Origin of the sequence: Nonomuraea sp. NPDC049750, from assembly GCF_040659625.1 — a bacterium.
Taxonomy (GTDB): domain Bacteria; phylum Actinomycetota; class Actinomycetes; order Streptosporangiales; family Streptosporangiaceae; genus Nonomuraea.
This window is the reverse complement of the sequence record NZ_JBFANB010000027.1, coordinates 17624-36316: the sequence shown is the minus strand read 5'-3', so window position 1 is coordinate 36316 and position 18693 is coordinate 17624. Positions and strand designations below refer to the sequence as shown.

21 protein-coding genes are annotated in these 18693 nt (G+C 69.0%); 12 read left to right on the top strand and 9 right to left on the bottom strand.

What is annotated here, in order from left to right; translation table 11 throughout:
• The first annotated feature begins 75 nt into the window (after window positions 1–75).
• A complete protein-coding gene (gene nudC / locus AB0J16_RS44660) occupies window positions 76–1050 on the top strand; it encodes an NAD(+) diphosphatase (RefSeq protein WP_358551535.1) in 975 nt (324 codons plus the stop codon).
• Between the two features lie 174 nt (window positions 1051–1224).
• Here nudC and AB0J16_RS44655 read toward each other — a convergent pair whose 3' ends face one another.
• Both AB0J16_RS44655 and AB0J16_RS44650 read right to left on the bottom strand, forming a co-directional pair.
• Window positions 1225–1473, bottom strand: a complete 249-nt coding sequence (locus AB0J16_RS44655; RefSeq protein WP_357944454.1) for a glutaredoxin domain-containing protein — start codon at window positions 1471–1473, stop codon at window positions 1225–1227.
• 66 nt (window positions 1474–1539) lie between these two features.
• Window positions 1540–2442: an alpha/beta hydrolase gene (locus AB0J16_RS44650; RefSeq protein ID WP_358551533.1), complete on the bottom strand. Its 903-nt coding sequence runs from the start codon at window positions 2440–2442 to the stop codon at window positions 1540–1542.
• 152 nt (window positions 2443–2594) lie between these two features.
• On the opposite strand from AB0J16_RS44650, the gene AB0J16_RS44645 reads away from it, so the two are divergent.
• The 5 genes from AB0J16_RS44645 to AB0J16_RS44625 all read left to right on the top strand — a co-directional run bounded on the left by AB0J16_RS44645 (window position 2595) and on the right by AB0J16_RS44625 (window position 6836).
• Window positions 2595–4658: an ATP-dependent DNA helicase UvrD2 gene (locus AB0J16_RS44645; protein WP_358551733.1), complete on the top strand. Its 2064-nt coding sequence runs from the start codon at window positions 2595–2597 to the stop codon at window positions 4656–4658.
• A gap of 295 nt (window positions 4659–4953) precedes the next feature.
• Window positions 4954–5838 carry an acyl-CoA thioesterase II gene (gene tesB, locus AB0J16_RS44640; RefSeq protein WP_358551531.1) on the top strand — a complete coding sequence of 295 codons (885 nt, stop codon included), beginning with the start codon at window positions 4954–4956 and terminating at the stop codon, window positions 5836–5838.
• Window positions 5839–5936: 98 nt separating this feature from the next.
• Complete coding sequence (locus AB0J16_RS44635; RefSeq protein WP_358551529.1) at window positions 5937–6203, top strand: hypothetical protein; 267 nt, start codon at window positions 5937–5939, stop codon at window positions 6201–6203.
• A 125-nt stretch (window positions 6204–6328) separates the two neighbouring features.
• Window positions 6329–6598, top strand: a complete 270-nt coding sequence (locus AB0J16_RS44630) for a WhiB family transcriptional regulator (protein WP_358551527.1) — start codon at window positions 6329–6331, stop codon at window positions 6596–6598.
• Window positions 6599–6641: 43 nt separating this feature from the next.
• Window positions 6642–6836, top strand: a complete 195-nt coding sequence (locus AB0J16_RS44625) for a hypothetical protein (RefSeq protein WP_225300576.1) — start codon at window positions 6642–6644, stop codon at window positions 6834–6836.
• 668 nt (window positions 6837–7504) lie between these two features.
• Here AB0J16_RS44625 and AB0J16_RS44620 read toward each other — a convergent pair.
• On the bottom strand, window positions 7505–8104 hold the full coding sequence (locus tag AB0J16_RS44620; protein WP_358551525.1) for a hypothetical protein: 600 nt from the start codon (window positions 8102–8104) through the stop codon (window positions 7505–7507).
• A gap of 70 nt (window positions 8105–8174) precedes the next feature.
• Here AB0J16_RS44620 and AB0J16_RS44615 point away from each other — a divergent pair, with 70 nt between their 5' ends.
• Complete coding sequence (locus tag AB0J16_RS44615; protein ID WP_358551523.1) at window positions 8175–8810, top strand: TetR/AcrR family transcriptional regulator; 636 nt, start codon at window positions 8175–8177, stop codon at window positions 8808–8810.
• Between the two features lie 139 nt (window positions 8811–8949).
• Here the strand turns inward: AB0J16_RS44615 and AB0J16_RS44610 are convergent, their stop codons facing one another.
• Window positions 8950–9252, bottom strand: coding sequence for an FCD domain-containing protein (locus tag AB0J16_RS44610; RefSeq protein ID WP_358551521.1), 303 nt, complete (start codon window positions 9250–9252; stop codon window positions 8950–8952).
• Here AB0J16_RS44610 and AB0J16_RS44605 point away from each other — a divergent pair.
• Window positions 9176–9502, top strand: a complete 327-nt coding sequence (locus AB0J16_RS44605) for an enolase C-terminal domain-like protein (RefSeq protein ID WP_358551731.1) — start codon at window positions 9176–9178, stop codon at window positions 9500–9502. The genes AB0J16_RS44610 and AB0J16_RS44605 overlap by 77 nt on opposite strands.
• 304 nt (window positions 9503–9806) lie before the next feature.
• Here the strand turns inward: AB0J16_RS44605 and AB0J16_RS44600 are convergent, their stop codons facing one another.
• Both AB0J16_RS44600 and AB0J16_RS44595 read right to left on the bottom strand, forming a co-directional pair.
• A complete protein-coding gene (locus tag AB0J16_RS44600; RefSeq protein ID WP_358551519.1) occupies window positions 9807–11141 on the bottom strand; it encodes an AarF/UbiB family protein in 1335 nt (444 codons plus the stop codon).
• A gap of 61 nt (window positions 11142–11202) precedes the next feature.
• Complete coding sequence (locus tag AB0J16_RS44595) at window positions 11203–12549, bottom strand: thiamine biosynthesis protein ThiF (RefSeq protein WP_358551517.1); 1347 nt, start codon at window positions 12547–12549, stop codon at window positions 11203–11205.
• Window positions 12550–12741: 192 nt separating this feature from the next.
• On the opposite strand from AB0J16_RS44595, the gene AB0J16_RS44590 reads away from it, so the two are divergent.
• The 3 genes from AB0J16_RS44590 to AB0J16_RS44580 all read left to right on the top strand — a co-directional run bounded on the left by AB0J16_RS44590 (window position 12742) and on the right by AB0J16_RS44580 (window position 14713).
• A complete protein-coding gene (locus tag AB0J16_RS44590) occupies window positions 12742–13548 on the top strand; it encodes an enoyl-CoA hydratase-related protein (RefSeq protein ID WP_358551515.1) in 807 nt (268 codons plus the stop codon).
• 68 nt (window positions 13549–13616) lie between these two features.
• Entirely contained in the window at window positions 13617–14132 is a 516-nt protein-coding gene (locus tag AB0J16_RS44585) for a M48 family metallopeptidase (RefSeq protein ID WP_358551513.1), read from the top strand.
• Window positions 14129–14713, top strand: a complete 585-nt coding sequence (locus AB0J16_RS44580; protein ID WP_358551511.1) for a DUF2064 domain-containing protein — start codon at window positions 14129–14131, stop codon at window positions 14711–14713. The genes AB0J16_RS44585 and AB0J16_RS44580 overlap by 4 nt, the downstream gene beginning before the upstream one ends.
• Here AB0J16_RS44580 and AB0J16_RS44575 read toward each other — a convergent pair.
• From AB0J16_RS44575 to AB0J16_RS44565, 3 genes are read right to left on the bottom strand one after another with little or no spacing between them, the layout of a single operon-like run.
• The gene (locus tag AB0J16_RS44575; RefSeq protein ID WP_358551509.1) at window positions 14700–15689 is read right to left on the bottom strand and encodes an endonuclease/exonuclease/phosphatase family protein; all 990 of its coding nucleotides are present in this window, start codon (window positions 15687–15689) and stop codon (window positions 14700–14702) included. The genes AB0J16_RS44580 and AB0J16_RS44575 overlap by 14 nt on opposite strands.
• A 35-nt stretch (window positions 15690–15724) precedes the next feature.
• The gene (locus AB0J16_RS44570; protein WP_358551507.1) at window positions 15725–16285 is read right to left on the bottom strand and encodes an NUDIX domain-containing protein; all 561 of its coding nucleotides are present in this window, start codon (window positions 16283–16285) and stop codon (window positions 15725–15727) included.
• Window positions 16282–17535: a zinc-dependent metalloprotease gene (locus AB0J16_RS44565; RefSeq protein WP_358551506.1), complete on the bottom strand. Its 1254-nt coding sequence runs from the start codon at window positions 17533–17535 to the stop codon at window positions 16282–16284. Before AB0J16_RS44565 ends, AB0J16_RS44570 begins: the two co-directional genes overlap by 4 nt.
• A gap of 79 nt (window positions 17536–17614) precedes the next feature.
• Between AB0J16_RS44565 and AB0J16_RS44560 the strand changes: the two genes are divergently transcribed.
• A complete protein-coding gene (locus AB0J16_RS44560; protein ID WP_357944621.1) occupies window positions 17615–18688 on the top strand; it encodes an NAD-dependent epimerase/dehydratase family protein in 1074 nt (357 codons plus the stop codon).
• Window positions 18689–18693 lie beyond the last annotated feature (5 nt).

Here is an 18693-nt window from a genome sequence, read left to right as displayed (position 1 = left end):
AGATCATCCCGGATGCAAGACCCCACATTCGGTGGCGGTCATAGGATGACATGGGATTTGGGAAGGGTGGGGCCCGTGCAGACGAGGGTGGAAGAGCAACTCATCGGACCGCTGCTCCTCGCGCGCGGCACCATCGACAGGTCGTCCGCGCTGCGGGCGAACGCCGGTTGGCTGGAGCGTGCCTGGGCGGATCCGGCGACCAAGGTGCTGGTGATCGACGACGGCCGGACGCTGGTCAAGCGCGCCGGCGATGAGGTGCACGCGGTCCTCTACGCGCCATCGGAGGCGCCGGCGGGCGAGCGCTACCTGCTGGGAGTCGAGGACGGGACCGCCTACTTCGCGGTCGCCGCGCCGCTGCCCGGCTCGCGGGCCGGCGACGTCAACGGCCGCGTCACGATGCCGATGAGCCTGCGCGACACGGCCGAGGGCGAGCTGGTCGTCGCGGGCCTGCGCCAGGTGGGCGGCCTGCTGGGCGACCGCGACGCGGGGATGCTGGTCTACGCGGTGGCGCTGGAGGCCTGGCACTCGACACACGAGTTCTGCCCGCGCTGCGGCAGCCGTACGGACGTGCAGGCGGGCGGCCACATCCGGGTCTGCCCGCGTGACTCCAGCCAGCACTTCCCGCGCGTGGACCCGGCGGTGATCATGCTCGTCCGCGACGAGGACGACCGCTGCCTGCTGGCCCGCGGCCCGCAGTGGCCGGAGGGGCGGCTGTCGATCCTGGCCGGGTTCGTGGAGCCGGGGGAGTCGCTGGAGCACGCTGTGATCCGCGAGGTGGCCGAGGAGGTGGGCGTCACCGTCGTCGACCCCCGCTATCTCGGCAGCCAGCCGTGGCCGTTCCCGCGCAGCCTGATGCTCGGCTTCTTCGCCCACGCCACCACGACGACCCTCACCCCCGACGCGGAGGAGATCGCCGAGGCCCGCTGGTTCTCCCGCGAGGAGCTGGTGGAGGCCCTGCAGTCGGGCGAGATCCGCCTCCCGCCACCGGTCTCGATCGCCCGCCGCCTCATCGAGACCTGGTACGGGGGACCGCTTTCAGGGGACTGGTAGATCACTTAGCGCGGTGCTTCAGCTCAAGGTCGACATCAAGCTCCTGGAGCGCAAGCTCGACAGCCACCTGAACTAAAAGGCCTGGGCGCACCAACCGCCCAGGCCCTCGTGGCCGTGCTAGGCCACTCTTCTCGGGCTCCAGCTTCTCCGCTGGGGCCCGAGCCCGTTAAAACCTCAGGCCGCCTCGAGAAGCGCCTTCACCTCGCGGGCCGACGGGTTGGTGCGGACCACCCGCCCCGCGGGCGTCTCGATCACCACGGTGGGCACCACTTGGTTGCCGTTGTTGACGCTCATCACGAACTCGGCGGCATCGGGGTTCCGCTCGATGTCGATCTCGTCGAAGCTGATCCCCTCACGGGTGAGCTGCGACTTGAGTCGCTTGCAGGGACCGCACCAGGTGGTGCTGTAGACCGTGAGCGCCATGTGGACATCCCTTCGAGGCGTAAAGCAGACCGGTCGGTGCAACAACCCGGGCCCCTCAGGTAATCCCTAGCCGATGCGATCGGCGATCCACTCCTGCACCCGCTCGGCCACACCCATCTCGCGGTAGAGAGGCGCGCTGTGCGCGACGCCGGGCGAGGTGAAGATCGTCACAGGCACGCCGACCTGACCGAGCATCTCCTTGAGCAGCTGGCTCTGCGCCGGCGGCACGAACTCGTCCGTGGAGTGCACGGTCAGCACCGGCGCGTCGTTGTGGCTGGCGTGCCAGGCCACCTCCATGCTGGCCCAGACGCGCGAGCACTTGCCTCTGGGCAGGCAGCCACCGGCCAGCTTGATCGCCGAGGCGCGTAGCTTGCGCTTGTACGGGTCCGTGGAGGTCGCGCCGTCGGCGTACGCGCGCAGCGGCGAGATGATCGGCGAGAGCCCGACCACGCCCTTGAGCCCCCGCTGCCCGTCGCCGTACGTGCCGACCGCCGCGGCGATGTGCCCGCCCGCCGAGAAGCCCACCACGACGTAGTTGTTCGGGTCGAACGACCAGCGCTCGGCGTGCTTGCGCGCCAGGGCGATCGAGGCCATAGCGTCGATCCGCTGCGCGGGCCACGACGCCTCGCCGGAGAGTCGGTAGTTGATGTTGAAGACCGTGTAGCCGAGATCAGCGTAACTACGGGCGATCTCGGTCATCTGTTTCTTGTCGCCGCTGGACCACCAGCCGCCGTGGATCAGGAAGACGCCGGGTCGCTTGGTGCCGTCCGAGGTCCACCACACGTCCATGTCCTGGCGGCGCCGCGAGCCGTACGAGACGGTCTCGGTGGATAAACCGCTGAGCCCGTACGGGTCGGGGGTCGTGGTCGACACGGGGCTCGGTGTCGGGTCCTTCGTCGCCTGCGCCGACATCGGTGTCAACGTGACGGCAGCGAGCGCGAGAACGCTCACGAGCACCGCAGTTCGCACGGCCTGCCCTTTCCCCCATGCAGTTGGTCGGGCCCCATTGTGGGGGAAGAGACCAGTTCTTTGCATCTTGCCACGATTCGGACGACGGGCGGCATGTTGCCAGAATGGAGCCCTTCACCGCCACTGGCTGGGAGGATTGACAGGTGACCAATGTGGACGATGTCCTGTCCGGCCTCGATCCGGAGCAGCGCGAGGTGGCCGAGGCCGTACGCGGTCCCGTGTGCGTTCTCGCAGGTGCGGGCACGGGTAAGACCAGGGCGATCACCCACAGGATCGCTCACGCCGTACGCAGCGGGGTCGTCGACGCACCCAGTGTGCTGGCGGTGACGTTCACCACACGGGCGGCGGGGGAGCTCCGGCAGCGGTTGCGGGCGCTGGGGGCGCCGGGGGTGCAGGCGCGGACGTTCCATGCCGCGGCGCTGCGGCAGCTCACCTACTTCTGGCCGCGGGTCATCGGCGGCGAAGCGCCCTCAGTGATCGAATCCAAGCTGCCAATCCTGATCGAAGCCTGCCGCCAGATCCGGAAAAATCCGGACCGGTCCGAGCTGCGGGACATCGCGGCGGAGGTCGAGTGGGCCAAGGTCACCCAGGTCGGCCCCGAAGACTACGCCGCTGCCGCCGCCAAGTCCTCCAGGACGCCTCCGGTGCCCGCCGAGGAGGTGGCCCGGCTCTATGAGGCGTACGAGCGGATCAGGCGCGAGCGGCACCTGGTCGACTTCGAGACGATCCTGGAGCTGACCGCCGCGGTGATGACCGAGCACCAGGAGGTCGCCACGCAGATCCGCCAGCAATACCGCTACTTCGTCGTCGACGAGTACCAAGACGTCAACCCGCTGCAGAAGCTCCTGCTCGACACCTGGCTCGGCGGTCGCGACGACCTGTGCGTGGTCGGCGACCCCAACCAGACCATCTACTCCTTCACCGGCGCTTCGCCGCGCTACCTCACGGGCTTCGCCGTCGAGCACCCGAAGGCCGCCGTCGTCAAGCTGGTGCGCGACTACCGTTCCACCCCCCAGGTGGTGAACCTGGCCAATCTGGTCATCGCCAAGGGCCGCTCCCCGCACCGCCTCGAACTCGTCGCCCAGCGGCCTGACGGCCCCCGGCCGGTCTTCGCCGACTACGACGACGAGCCCGCCGAGGCCGCCGGAGTCGCCAGGGCGATCAGGAAGCTGCTCGACCAGGGAGTGCAGTCCCGCGAGATCGCCGTGCTGTTCCGCGTCAACTCCCAGTCGGCGGCTTACGAGGAGGCCCTGGCCAAGGCCGAGATCCCCTACGTCCTGCGCGGCGCCGAGCGCTTCTTCGAACGCCCCGAAGTACGGCACGCCGTCGTACTGATGCGCGGCGCCGCCAGATCCGCCTCCGAGGAGCCGCTGGCCACGGAGGTCCACCACATCCTGGCGGGCGTCGGCCTGACGCCCACGGCGCCGGGCGGCGGCAAGGCGCGCGAGAAATGGGAGTCCCTCAAAGCGCTGGCCGACCTCGCCGAGGACATGGCCGCCGAGGGCGCCGACCTGGCCGGATACGTCGCGGAGCTGGAGCGGCGCGCCTCCGAGCAGCACGCCCCGCCCGTGGAGGGCGTCACCCTGGCCTCCCTGCACGCCGCCAAGGGACTGGAGTGGGACGCGGTCTTCCTGGTCGGCGTCACGGACGGGATGCTGCCCATCGTCTACGCGGAGACGCCGGAGCAGATCGAGGAGGAGCGGCGCCTGCTCTACGTGGGGGTGACGCGGGCGCGCGAGCACCTGTCGATCTCCTGGGCCCTGGCACGCGCGCCCGGCGGCCGCAAGGGCCGCCGCCCGTCCCGCTTCCTCGACGGCCTCACCGGCCGCCCCGCGCGCGCGGCCGGCGCTGGCATCGGCTCCGGCGGCGGCATTGGTTCTGGTTCGGTTACCCGTGAGCGGCGGTCGGTCGCCGTTACGGTCAGCTGCCGGGTGTGCGCCAAGACACTGGTGGCGGCCACGGAGCAGAAGCTGGGGCGGTGCGTCACCTGTCCGGCCGATTACGACGAGGAGCTGCTGGAGCGGCTCAAGGCGTGGCGCGCCGCCACCGCCAAGGAGGCCAAGCTGCCGCCGTACGTGGTGTTCACCGACGTGACACTGCAGGCCATCGCTGAGCGCGCGCCGGTCACCGAGCAGGATCTGCTGTCCATTACGGGCATCGGCCGCGTCAAACTCGACCGCTACGGGGATGCCGTGCTCGCGCTGTGCCGCGCGTGAGCTTTTTTATACGGCTTTTTTGTACGGCAGGCACGGGAGGGCGCCAACCGCCGTACGTGGCTGAGGGCCCTCCAGGGATACGGTTACCAGCTTCCCCGGCGGGCCGCCGTTACGTCGCGTCCCTTGGCCGTGTCCGTGGTCCGCTGCCGGGCCGCTTCATCCGTTCAGCCCTTCGCGTGGCGTACCGACCCCCGCCTGTTCTCTGGGGGAGATCCGCGGTAAAGGGGTGCCGGGTTGGTGGGAGGTGTGAGGGCACGCCAGACTTAGGGGCTAATGGTGGTTGGTAGGGGGATTCGTGAACGAGGCGTTGAAGGAATTGCTCGACCTGCTCGACCTGGAGCAGATCGAGCTCGACATCTTCCGTGGCCGTAGCCCGGAGGAGCGTATTCAGCGCGTCTTCGGTGGTCAGGTGGCCGCGCAGGCGCTCGTCGCCGCCGGCCGTACCGTGCCTTCCGACCGGAACGTGCACTCGCTGCACGCCTACTTCATCCGCCCCGGCGACCCGTCCATCCCGATCGTCTACAACGTCGAGCGGGTGCGTGACGGGCGGTCCTTCACCACGCGCAGGGTCCAGGCGATCCAGCATGGCAAGGCCATTTTCACCATGTCCGCGTCGTTCCACATCTTCGAGGAGGGCGTCGAGCATCAGGCGTCCGTGATGCCGGCCGTACCCGATCCTGCGACGCTTGCGACCTTTCAGGAGCGGATGGCGGAGATCGTCGGCGACAACTCCGAATACAAGGAGTGGCTGTCTCGGCCGCGGCCGGTCGACGCGCGTTATGCCTCGCCCCTGACGTGGGAGGCACACCGCAACCCCGAGTTGCGCAGCGCCGAGACCAACGTGTGGTTCCGCTACGACGCGGATCTCCCTGACGATCCGCTGCTGCACGTGGTGCTGGCCGCCTACGCGTCCGACTTCACGCTGGTCGACACGATCTTGCTGGCGCACGGCATGGCGTGGGGCGCGTCCGATGTCATGGGGGCCTCGCTGGACCACGCGATGTGGTTCCACCGGCCGTTCAGGGCGGACGACTGGTTGCTCTACGCACATGAGTCCCCCTGGTCCGGGGGAGCCAGGGGGCTTGCGCGGGGTGAGATGTTCACTGCGTCCGGTGACCTCGTCGTCTCCGTCGTACAGGAGGCCATGATCCGCGTGACAAAGTCACAAAATCGCAGGTAGAAAATATGTTGCCGGTTCTTCGGTTCCCGGTTTAGGGTCATGGTCAAGCGAGTCGGACAGGTCCTGTCCGACGATCTCATGAGTGGAGGTGAGTCCCAGTGATCAGCATCAACATGTCGGCCACGCCGTGGCTCGCCTTCGCATGTCGTGACCTGGTGAGGCTCGCCGATGGGCCGGCCAAGCCGCGACAGGACAAGTCTGCCCGTCGCCAGGAGCCCGCCGTGTTCGCGCATGCCCGCTATGCCGCGGCCGCGCCGAGCGCTCTCGTGTACATGGCAGCAGCTAGTGAATTGCCGACCCAGCAGATCACCAAGGGTGGACTGCGTGGTCCGCATCCCTGGAGGGATGTGCCGGTCATAACCTGACCGGCAACAAGCCTCCAGGCCGCGGATCCGCAGACGGATCCGCGGCCTCTTTGTTTGTCCGCGAACCCCCACCACCCACGAGGTGCCCGACCAAGATCAAAAAGATCGATCAGAAGGAGAACGTGATGGGGGCGATGACGATCATGGACCTGATCGACGAAGCCAAGATCCCCTGTCGTACCGACCCTGACCTGTGGTTCGCCGAGTCGCCGGAGGACGTGGAGTTCGCGAAGGCGCTCTGCGGCGGCTGCCCGATCCAGAAGGCCTGCCTGGCCCGCGCGCTCGAGCGCGAGGAGCCGTGGGGCGTCTGGGGCGGCGAACTGATCCTCCGGGGAGCCGTCGTTCCCCGCAAGCGGCCCCGCGGTCGTCCGCGGAAGCACCCGGTCGCTGCCTGACCAACAATCCGCCGTCCCCTTCGAGCAGAAAGCAGACAGACAGATGAATCCGTTCTCCACGAGGAGCCTCAAGGTGCCGTATCTCTACCATGAACTGGTAAACGACCGAATACAAACCCTCCACCGCGAAGCCGAGGAGCAGCGTCTCGCCGCCCGCATCCGTCGTGTGCAGCGCGCACGCCGCGATGTCGAGCGGGCGAACGAGCGCCTCAGCCGGGCTCTTGGCCAGGAGGTCTGACACGGGAGATCCTGCCGCCGGCGCAGGATCTCCCGTTGCGGGCTCTTAGTTGATCCAGCGGTTTTTCCACGCGGTTGATCTAGCCAGCCAATTGTTGCGTTGATCCACGCGGAGTGAGTGAGCGGCCGGGCGCATCCAGCGCCCGGCCGCTGTTCGCGTTCAGGGGCCGACGCATCCGCAACCACTGATCGGGGTCGCTACGGTCGTCGGGTCGCCCGCAGCAATTCGGCCTCGCGGTCCGATGTCGCGAACAGCGTGCCCAAAAAGTGCTCGAATGAGCGTTGTCCAGCGTCGCTCGCCCGCGTGATGGCACCTCGTGACGTCGGCCGATCGCGGCAATGCGTCCGCGACTGATGACCACCGTTTGGTCAGGCCGGGGCCGCGCTCCGGTCGCATCGATCACCGTCACCCGGGTGAGCGCGATCGCATCATCGGGACCTTCGAGCCGGCGGCGGCGAGTTTGGGTGCGCCCGCAGAGGCGCCAACCGTTGATCCAGCGAGCAACACGCTCCGGCGAGACATTCCATGGGACATGGGAACCAACTGGACGAGAGGAGTCGGCAATGCCTCCGACTCTTCCCGTCATGGCCCCGATCGTCGTCCACGCTGACCCCCACGTTGAAGGTAAGGTCATCCTCACCTTCAACGGGCGGGCTATTCCGGAAAATTCAAGCGGGCATTCGCCGTCCGGCGGGAAGTAGCGCCGCTTCCTCCTGGGCCGACCAGAGACGGGCCGACATCCAGGCGATTCCCGCCGCGGCCACTGCCAGGCCGATCAGATAGACCGGGAGCGGGACCATGCCCCGCAGCGCCCCGGGGATCATGCCGGCCGCATAGAGCACGACCGCGAGGGCCGGCAGCGTGCCTGCTCGTAGGGCCGCCGCGCTGAAGGTCAGGACTCCCGCCAACAGTACGACCGAAGTGGCGAGGAATGCCTGGCCGGTGCCTCCGACCAGCAGTTCGTTCACCTTGGTTCCGCCCAGAAGGGGGAAGACGTAGTGCAAGGTGTACTCGATCGCGTAGGCGCCGGCCAGTCCCGCGGCGTTGAGCAGGTAGCCGATCAGGCCGAGGGTGCCGGCTGTATTGCGAATGAGCAGGTAGAGGCCGGTGATCGAGAGTAAGCCGGTTAACGCGCCGAATGGGGCGATGGCGTGGGTGAGCGTTGTTTCCGGAATCAGACCCGCACGGCGGAGGACGTTGACCAGCAGCAGCACGGCACAGGCGAACCCGGCCGTCGCAGTGGCCCGGTAGAGAGCCGATGAACGCATGTCGGAGTCCCTTTCTCCGTAGGCGATAACGCTCGTTATCATGCGCGTTATAGCCCTTTAGAGTTAGAGGGTGCAGAGAGATGTAAGCGCCTCGAAAGAACTCGGCGAATTACGCGGCGACCTGCTGGACGCGGCCGTGCGCGTTCTGCGCGAGCAAGGGGCGCCGCATCTGACGCTCCGCCGTGTGGCCGAGGAAGCGCGGACGTCCACGATGGGCATCTACACATGTTTCGGCGGACGGGCGGGGCTGCTTGAGGCGATCTATCGGTACGGGTTCGACGTGCTGCAGGACGTGCTGCTGCGCTCGCTCGACGGTCAAGCGGAGCCGTTCGAGCGGATCATGGCGGTGGCCTACGGATACCGGGAGTTCGCGCTGGCCGATCCAGCGCTCTACGCGTTGATGTTCGAGCGGCCGCTGCCTGACTTCGACCCCTCGCCGGAGCTGCGGCAGGACGCCCTTGGGCGGACATTCAGCCTGCTCACCGAGACCATGGCGGGTTCAGAAGAGCCCACCCGGATGGCATACCTGGTGTGGACCACGATCCATGGCCTCGTCAGCATCGAGCTCACCTGCTCGCTGCGTAGTCCGCTGCCCGGTTGGTTTCTGGACTCGCGTGAGGAGGGCGCGCGTGTGCTGGCCGACGGGGTGAGCGCTCTGCTCAGAGGCATGCGCCAACCGGGAGGGGACCGACCCGCTGCTCGGTAGGCCCTGATCGGGCCGCTGTTCGACCGGTCATGATCGGGCCGCTGTTCAACCGGTCGTGATCGGGCCGCTGTTCGAGAAGCCGTACGCCTCCCCGGCCCGTGATGCAGAGGTCGTGACCGGCCGCCTGCCGGTGGGGGGTCTATCCCTCCAAGCCGCCGCTGTCCTTCACGCGGTCGACGAAGCAGCGCATGTGGTCGTGTAGCAGGGCGGCGGCCTCAGTGGCGGAGCCGGACTGGGCAGCCTGGAGGATTTGGCGGTGTTCCTCGGCCTCTCGCTCCCACGTCGGCACCCCGCCCCAAGCCGCCGCCGAGATCCGCTCGATCAGCCCGCCCAAGTGGGAGTAAGCCTTCGACGCGCACGCCCGGATCTTCGAGCCGCGCCAGGCGATCCAACTCGGGAACGCGCTGGCCCCGTACGACCCGCTGTGGTTCGAGGAGCCCATCCGGCCGGAGCACATCCCCGCCCGGGGGCATTTGCGGGCCCAGCTCGACGTGCCCCTGGCTACCGGCGTGTCCCTGTTCCTGCCGCAGGACTTCCTCGCTCTACTGGCGGCGGGCGGGGCCGACATCGTCCAGCCGGACATCTGCGTGGTCGGCGGCCTCGCGCAGATACGCGGGATCGCCGCGATCACCGAGGCCCACTTCGTGACCGTGGCCCGCACAACTCGATGGGCCCGCTGGCGACGGCGGTGAACGTGCACTTCGCCGCCTCGCATCATGGGCTGAAGATGCTGGAGTACAAGCCCTGCGAGACGACCTGGTGCCCGGATCCGTACCTGCCCGTGGACGGTTATCTGGAGCTACGCCCGGATCGGCCCGGCTGGGGGAGAGAGATCGACGAGGCCGCGCTGAAAGCGGACGACTACGTCCACTGGGAGCGCCTCCTGCCCATCCGCCCCGACGGCTCGACTGGTTACCTGTGGCTGCCTGCTTGCCATCGTGTACGGCGAGCGGCCACATTCGGGCTCAGCCAACCATCGAGCGGCCACATCCGGGCTCAGCTGACCGGCAGGGCCTCGTCGTCGGGGTCGTCGGCGAAGCCTGGGACCCAGCGGATCACTTCGTCTCGAAAGCGGGCCGTGGTGCCCAGTTGGCAGAGGACGCCGACGCCCGCCGCGTGCACCCGGTGGATGAGCACGTAGGAGACCGGCAGGTTGAGCTGGCGGACCACGTTGGTGGGGCGGAAGTCGGTGACACTGGCCGCCTGGGCCTGGAACCATTCGCGGCTGAAGGTGAACTCCTCGACCGCCGTCGGCTCGACGTAGGGGGAGAGGAACGAACGCAGGGCGTCGCCGTCCACCTCGATCTCAGGGCGGATGAAGCCCTCGGCGCGCAGGCCCGCGACCACGCTGTCCATGTCGCCCTGGTTGAAGATGCGGGTCAGCTGGCCGAAGGACCTGGGATAGCCGTCGGGCAGGCGGTTGACGGCGCCGAAGTCGAGGACACCCAGCTTGCCGTTGTCGAGTATGCGGAAGTTACCGGGGTGCGGGTCGGCGTGCAGCATGCCGACCCGGGCCGGGGAGCAGAACAGGAAGCGGACGAAGAGCAGCCCCGCGTGGTCGCGCTGCTCCTTGGTGCCGTCGGCGATGATCTGGGACAGGGGAGTGCCGTCCATCCACTCCGTGACCAGCACCATCTCATTGGCGGCGACCACGTCGGGAACGTGGAAGTCGGGGTCGTCCATGAAGCCGAGGGCGAAGGCGTGCTGGGCCTCGGCCTCGCGCAGGTAGTCGAGCTCCTCGGCGATGCGCTCGCGCAGCTCGGCCAGCACCGCTTTGATGTCGAGGCCGGGCATCAGCACACCGAAGAGCTTGCCGAGCCGCGACAGCTGGGCGAAGTCGCCGAGCAGGGCCTTGCCCGCACCCGGATACTGGATCTTCACCGCCACGTCGCGGCCGTCATGCCAGACCGCCCGGTGCACCTGGCCGATCGAGGCGGCGGCGGTCGGCCGGTCGTCGAACGAGTCGAAATAGTCGCGCCAATCGTCACCGAGCTGCTCGGTGAGCACTTTGTGGACCGTGGCCACGGGCAACGGCGGAGCCGATTCCTGCAGCTTGGTGAGCGTGGCGCGATAGGGCCCGACGATCTCCTGAGGCAGGGCCGCCTCGAAGATGGACAGTGCCTGCCCGACCTTCATCGCCCCGCCCTTGAGCTCGCCGAGGACCTTGAAGATCTGTTCGGCGGTGCGCTGCTGGATCTCCTGGGCGACGATCTCGGCCGGCTTGCCGCCGATCCGTTTGCCCAGCCCCAGAGCGGCGCGGCCGGCGTAGCCGAGTGGAAGAGTGGCCAGCTTGGCGGAACGCGTTACGGCGCGGCGCGGCAGATCGCTCACACTGAAGCGCGGCATCGTGGCTGAGACACCGCTTCCCCCCTTCGAGGTTCCCCGTACTGCGTCAGCCCATCGCTTGCGACTGACATGACCATTCTGGGCGATACGGATGGTTTCGCATACAACGACATTGCGGATGCTGGGTCCATGACCTGGTTTTCCACTGCCAATCAGGCATGACGTCCAATGTGCCGTTGGTCACAACAGGGTCGCGACCGTCGATGTAAGCGAGCGCGTGGCCCGTCGCGGCGGCCGCCACCAGCGTGGCCAGGGTCGCGTCGCAGGCGATCTCGCCCGGTGGGTAGCCGCCCAGTCGCGCGGTGACGATGGGCCACGCCGGGTCGGCGTCGCGGCGCGCCAGATCGAGGCAGTGCAGGCAGGCGGTCTCGCCGGGGAGGACGAGCGGTCCCACGGAGCCGTGGCCCTCGAAGGCGGACACTAGCAGGTGGGGGATGGACAGGACGGTCAAGTCGTTGACCAGTACGCCGTCCAGCGGGGTGACCGGGGCCAGGATCACCAGGTCGGGACGGTCGGAGCCATCACCCAGGTGAGGTCCACCGGCCCGCGCGTCGGTCGACGGCATCGAGGGCGTGCCGGGAAGCGCGGCGCCGTCCGGCATCCGGGACGCCGTACGGGAACGCGACGCCTGTCCTGGAGCGGCCGGGCCTTGGGAGGCTCGCTCTGGACTGGCCGGGCCTCGGGCGGCCGGGCCCGCAGCCGCACGGTTTCGGGGCGCCGGGCCTTGGGACGCCGGTCCCGGTGCGGTCGTGCCTCGGGCGGCCGCGCCTCGGGCAGTTGGGCCTGGAGTCATCGGGCGTGGAGCAGCCGGACCCGCCAGTGTCGAGGCCGGCGGCAGTGGGCCGCCGGAGGTGAGGCGGCGGGCGAGCGCCACCGCCCCGTCCTGGCGGCTCATGCCCAGCTCCGACCACGTCAGCCCACCCGGCGTGAGGTCGCACGGCCGGGTCGGCCCTTCGTCGAAGACGCGGATCGCCCCTATCCCGCACGCCGCCAGCAATCCCACCACCTGCGCCCCCACCCGCCCGGCCCCGTAGACGCGCACCCGCGCCCGCCGTCGCCGAGTGAACGAGCCACCGCCCAGGTCGAGGGCATCCAGGTCAGGAGCCAGGCGATCACGCTCCCCGAGAGATAGGCGAATGGGTGGGAGCGCCGCGTCCTCCAGCACACCCTGCGCGGCGAGCCGATCCAGCACCGCCCGGCAGTCCGCCTCGGCCAGACCGGCGGCGGCCCCGTCACGCAGCACCTGGCCCAGGTCGCGGGTGCCGTCGAGCCCGGACACCCACCGGTGGACCGAACCCGTCACCAGGACGGCCCGCAGGGGATGCGCCCCCAGCTGCAAGGTCTGCTCGTCGCGGACGATCCGCCGGAGGGCGGGCTTCACACGTGGCCTCATGGCGGGCAAGACTGCCACCCCGAACCAAGATCCCGAGCGACTTACAAGCCGCCTGTGGATAACTCTCCGTCATCAGGGTCTCGCGGGCCTAATGGTTGAGTCCGTCTGTGGATAACTCTCGCCGCCACCAAGGCCCCGAGCGTCGAACAGTCGCACCCCCTGTGGACAACTCCCCGCCGTTACGCTCAGCCCATGAACGCCACGAACCCCACAACCCCCACGAACGAACTCCTGGTGGATCGCCGAGACGACGGAACCGTCCTGATCACCCTCAACCGCCCCGACAGGCGCAACGCCATGACGGACGGCATGACCGACGAGTGGCGCGAGACCATGGCCGCCCTGGCCGTCGACCCCGGCGTCCGCTGCGTGATCGTCACGGGGGCCGGCACCGCGTTCTCCTCCGGCGGTGATCTGTCCTGGCTGGGCGAACGGGGGGTGGAGACGGTGCCGAAGCTGCGTGACCGGATGCTCGCCTTCTACCGCACCTGGCTGGCCATCACCGAGCTGGAGGTGCCGACCATCGCCGCCGTCAACGGCCCGGCGGTGGGGGCGGGTCTGTGCGTGGCGCTGGCCTGCGATCTCGTGTACGCCGCCGACGACGCCAAGCTGCTGGCCCCGTTCACGAAGCTCGGTCTGCATCCCGGGATGGCGGCCACGTACCTGCTGCCGAGGAGGGCGGGCGCCTTCGGCAGGGAGATGCTGCTGACCGGCCGCACGGTCATGGGACCGGAAGCCGCCGCTAAAGGTCTTATAAATCAATCTTTCCCGAAAAATGACCTTATGTCGGAAGTAGAGGCCATCGCCCAGACCATCGCGCAGAACGCCCCGATTGCCACAAGACTCACCAAGGTCGCCCTGAACCAGGACCATCAACACCTGGACGCCGCTCTGCGCTGGGAGTCTCTCGCCCAGCCGGTGACCATGGCATCTGCCGACATGATCGAGGGACTGGCCGCGCATCGGGAAAGGCGCATGCCCAAATTCACCGGGTCTTAATCATCTGACCAGCAGAAACAACCTCTCCCCCTCTGTGGAATTTCGCCAGTCTCGGCTAACGTGCATATGTGCCCCCCGAGACAGTCGAGGTCCGTCGCAGTTCTCGTCGCCGGCGTACGGTCTCCGCCTACCGCGACGGCGACAAGACGATCGTGCTCCTGCCCGCCTGGCTGAGCGGCGAAGACGCTGATGAATGGGTGAGCCGGATGCTCGATCGGCTTGCGGCCAAGGAGAACCGGCGAAGACCGACCGACGAGGCACTCCTGGAGCGGGCCAAAGAGCTGTCGGCGAAGTATCTCCACGGCAGGGCCAAGCCGGCCAGCGTGCGCTGGGTGGACAATCAGCAGCATCGATGGGGATCATGCACCCCGGAGAACGGCACGATCCGGATCTCGACCCGCCTCAAGGGTCTACCTGAGTGGGTCATCAACTACGTGATCATCCACGAGCTCGTACATCTGCTCGTCCCCAGTCACGGCGCCAGGTTCTGGGCGCTGGTCGAACAATATCCCAAGGCGGAGCGGGCGCGCGGGTTCCTCGAAGGATTCTCCGCCGCCGCCAACACGGCACCGGAGGAGTGTTGACGCGCATAGCCGCGGTCCTCGTACGGCAGAGCATGGCGCAGGCCGCCCCCGAGGGCATGGATCCGGACGAGTTCCTGGAGGCCATGGCCGAGGACACCTACGAGATGGTCGCCGGACTCCAACTCGTCACCCCCGTCCTGGTCACCAGCGTCCCGGGGCTCGACGCGATCGTCTGGCCCGGCACCGAAGTGCTCACGATCGACGAGGACGAACCGCTCAAGGCCATCATGAGTCGGTTCGACGGTGATCAGGCGGTGGTGATCGGCGCCGACGCGCCCGACCTGCCGCCCCTGCTGGTCGGCAAGCTCTTCCGCGAGCTCGGCCGCGCCCAGATCACGCTCTGTCCGGCCGAGGACGGCGGGGCCGTGGCGCTGGCCTGCGGCCTGCCCATGCCCGAATGGGCCGACCCCGACCTCGACGACCCCGACCCGGTGACGACCCTGCGCGCCCAGGCGCCCGGCCGCCGCATGGTGGCCACCGGCCCTGGCTGGCACCGCCTGCGCACCCCCGAGGACCTCACCCGGCTCGACCCCGGCCTGGAGGGCTGGGACAACCTAAGAGCCCTGCTCAAGGCACGCTGAGCTCCGCGAACACCGCCCGATGGTCGGTGCGCGGCACGGTGTGCACGCTGACCTCCTTCACGCCCACGCGCTGGTCCACCAGCACATGGTCGATCGTGATGATCGGCGGCACCCGCTTGTTGGCCGGCCAGGTGGGGATCAGCCCCGCCCCGACCTGGGCGGCGGCGTCCTTGTAGCCGCGGGACAGCAGCCGGCGCATGGGCGTGTGATCGAGCGTGGCGTTGAAGTCGCCCGCCAGGACGCGCACGGTGTCACCCGAAGCCGCGGGGAGCCCGTCCAGCGCCTCGATCCACTGCGTCACCTGGGGGCCGAGCGGCGGAAAGGGATGGACGTCCACGAACTCCACCGGCTTGCCGCCGGGCAGCGAGACCATCGCCGCGGGCATGTTGTGCCCGACCGGCGGCACCAGGTTGTAGATCGGCTTGAGCGGATGCTTGGAGTAGAGCCCACTGCCGCTCGCGGACCATTCCTCCTGCAGCACCCGGTAGGGCATCAACCCGGACAGCCCGGCCGTGTCGAGCGCCTCGACGCCGTCGGGCGTGAGCTCCTGGGTGCTCAGCACGTCAGGCTCGTAGCGGCGCACCAGGTCGAGGATCGTCTGCGGGTCGGCCCTGCCGAACAGCATGTTGATGGTGAGCACCCGGAACGGCCGGCCCGCCGTGCTGTCGGCCGTACCCAGGGCCCTTGGCAGGACGGCGAAGCCGAAAGCGGTCGTGGTGAGCAGCGCCACCGCGGTCGCGGCGCGCTTGCGGCTGAGCGCGGCGATCAGCAGCGGGACGAGCGAGCCCGCGGCGGCGTACGGCGTGGCGGTCATGAGCTGGGTGGCCAGCGAGCCGCGTTCGAGCCCCGCCACTCTGGTCAGTGCCCAGGCCGCGAACGGCGTCAGAGCCAGCCAGGTCAGCGTGGTGCCGGTGAACTTACGCCGTTTGCGGGCGGGTGTAACGATCGTGCCGCCGACTGAGCTCTCGGTGTGCACATAACCCCCTCGGAACGGTACGGCCCACGCGGACTCTAACCAAGCGCGCGTGAGTCCGCCGTCAGCGCCACGCGGCCACGTGCGGCCAACCGCCGCGTCGCCTCGTCGGAGAGCTCCGGGATCTCCTCGATCGGGAACCAGCGCAGGTCAAGAGACTCCTCGCTGATCACCGCCTCGGCGCCCGCCGGGGCCACGGCCGCGTACTCCACGTCGAGATGCCAGCTGTGCGGGGGATGGCACCAGACCTGGTGTTTGTCGAGGGCCAGCGGCCCGGGCAACAGCTCCAGACCGGGAATGCCCGACTCCTCCACCGCCTCGCGCAACGCGACGCCCGCGAGGGAGGTGTCGGAGATCTCACAATGTCCGCCCATCGGCAGCCACATACCGGCCTTCGGGTGCAGCGTCAGCAGCACCCGCGCGCCGTCGTGCGACAGCACCGCGGTCGTCGCCGTGAGATGGCCCGGCACGCACTCGCGCAGCATCGCGTCGTCATGCGTGCGCAGGTGATCGAGGAACTCGGCGCGCAGCGACTCCTCGCCGGGCGTCGGCGCGGTCCAGTCGGAGAGCGCGGCCACCGCGTCCTGGCGCAGGCTCAACTCTGGTCGTCCTCGTCAGGCTTGGCCTCCAGCTTGGAGATGTCCCAGGCGGCTTCGCCGCGGACGAACGCCTCGGGGTCGTCGAGGTCTTCGGCGTGCGGCAGCAGGTCGGGGTGACCCCACAGCGCGTCACGCCCGTCGACGCCGCGCGCCTCCTTCAACGCCCGCCACAGCGCCGCCGCCTCGCGCAACCGCCGGGGCCGCAGCTCCAGCCCGACGAGCGTGCCGAAGGTCAGCTCGGCGGGACCGCCTGTCGCGCGGCGCCGGCGTACGGTCTCGGCCAGGGCGACGGCGGAGGGCAGCTTGCCCTCCGCGGCGTCGTCGACCACGGTCGCCACCCAGCCCTCGACCAGGGCGAGCATCGTCTCCAGGCGGGCCAGCGCGGCCTTCTGGCGCTCGGTCTCCTCGGGCTTGAGCAGCGCGCCGCCGCTCAACGCCTCCTGGATGGCCTCGGGGTTGTTGATGTCGAGCCCGCGGATCTGCTCTTCGAGCGCCGAGGTGTCGACCGTTATGCCCCTGGCGTATTCCTCGACGGCGCCGAGCAGGTTGGCCCGCAGCCACGGCACGTGCTGGAACAACCGGTGGTGCGCGGCCTCGCGCAGCGCCAGATAGAGCCGGATCTCGTCGGCGGGATTGTCGAGGCCCTGGCTGAAGGACGCGACGCCGCCGGGCAGCAGCGCGGCCGTGTCGGACAGCGGCAGGCCGATGTCGGTGGTGCCGATCACCTCGCGGGCGAGCGAGCCGAGGGCCTGGCCGATCTGCTGGCCGACCATCATGCCGCCCATCTGCTTGAGCATGCCCATCAGCGGCCCGGCCATCTGCTGGGCCTCCGCGGGCAGGCCCGCGCCACCGAGCGCACCGCCCATGGTCTCGACCATGCGCGCGGCGATCGGCTCGCAGAGCGTGCGCCACACGGGGACGGTGTTCTCGATCCACTCGGACCGGCTCCACGCCTGCGGGTTGGACACGCCGCTGGGCAGCGTCGTCGCCTCGTTGAGCCACAGATCGGCCAGGCGCAGCGCCTCCACGATCTGGCGGCGCTCGCCTTCCATGACGCTCGGATCGCTCTCGGCGACCACGGCGTGGCGGGCGATGTTCTTGGCCATGTCCCAGTTGACAGGGCCGGAGCCCTGGGGCGCCGACAGCATGTCGGCGAACTGGCGCATCGCCTGAGCCATCTGCTCAGGGTTGCCGAACATGGCGAACGGGTTCTCGTTGGGGTCGTTTTCGCGACCTGGCAGGTCAGTCACCGCTCTACCTCGTGCAGGATGGAGGAGTCCACATCCGCCACGTTAGTCGTCCTACGGCGGATCAGTGCAAAGTGAGGACCTGGTGCCTACCTCGAAACGCCCGCGCCACCCCGTCGTCGCCGTCACCGGGGCCGCCTCGGGCATCGGCCGCGAGCTGCTAGCAAAGCTCGTATCCTCCGCGGATTTCCGCAGGGTGGTGGCCATTGACGAGGAACGCGGTGACGTCCAGGAAGCCACGTGGAGAGTGATCGACGTACGAGATCCGCTCTTGGCGAACCGCATCTCCGACATCGACGTCCTGGTCCACCTGGCCGGTGACTACGCAGTCGACTCCGATCCCGCCGAGCGGCGCGCGTACAATCTGCGAGCTGCGCAAACGGTGCTCACCGCCAGCGCCGCCGCGCGCGTCCGGCGCGTCGTGCTGGTCACGAGCGCGATGGTGTACGGCGCCGCGCCCGAGAACGACGTGCCCCTGCCCGAGGAGTCCCCGGTCGCGGCCGAACCCGACACGGGGGTCGTGGGCGACTATCTGGAGATCGAGGCGCTCGTACGCAGATCGTCACGGAGCCACCCCGGCCTGGAGGTGACCGTGCTGAGGCCCGCGGCCGTGGTCGGCCCCGGCATCGACACGGTCATCACCCGCCATTTCGAGTCGCCGAGGCTGCTCACCGTCAAGGGTTGCTCGCCGCGCTGGCAGTTCTGCCACGTCGACGACCTGATCACGGCGCTGGAGCTGGCCGCGCGCGGCGTGGTGACGGGCGTGGCCGCCGTCGGCTCCGACGGCTGGCTGGAGCAGGAGCAGGTCGAGGAGCTGTCCGGATTGCGGCGCTTCGAGCTGCCGGCCGGCCTCACCTTCGGGACGGCGCAGCGCCTGCACCGGCTGGGCATCACCCCGGCGCCCGCGACGGACCTGCACTACGTCGTCTATCCGTGGGTCGTCGACTGCACGGCGCTGCGCGAGGCCGGGTGGAAGCCCGCCTGGACCAACGAGACCGTGTTCGAGCAGCTCCTGGAGCTGCGCGAGAACAGGACGACCGTGGTCGGCAGGCGGCTGCCGGTCAAGGAGGCCACGCTCACCGCCGCGGGTGCCACGGTGGCGGTCATCGGCACCGCCGCCATCGTCCGTCAGGTGCGCAAGAAGCGCCGCCTGTGACTATG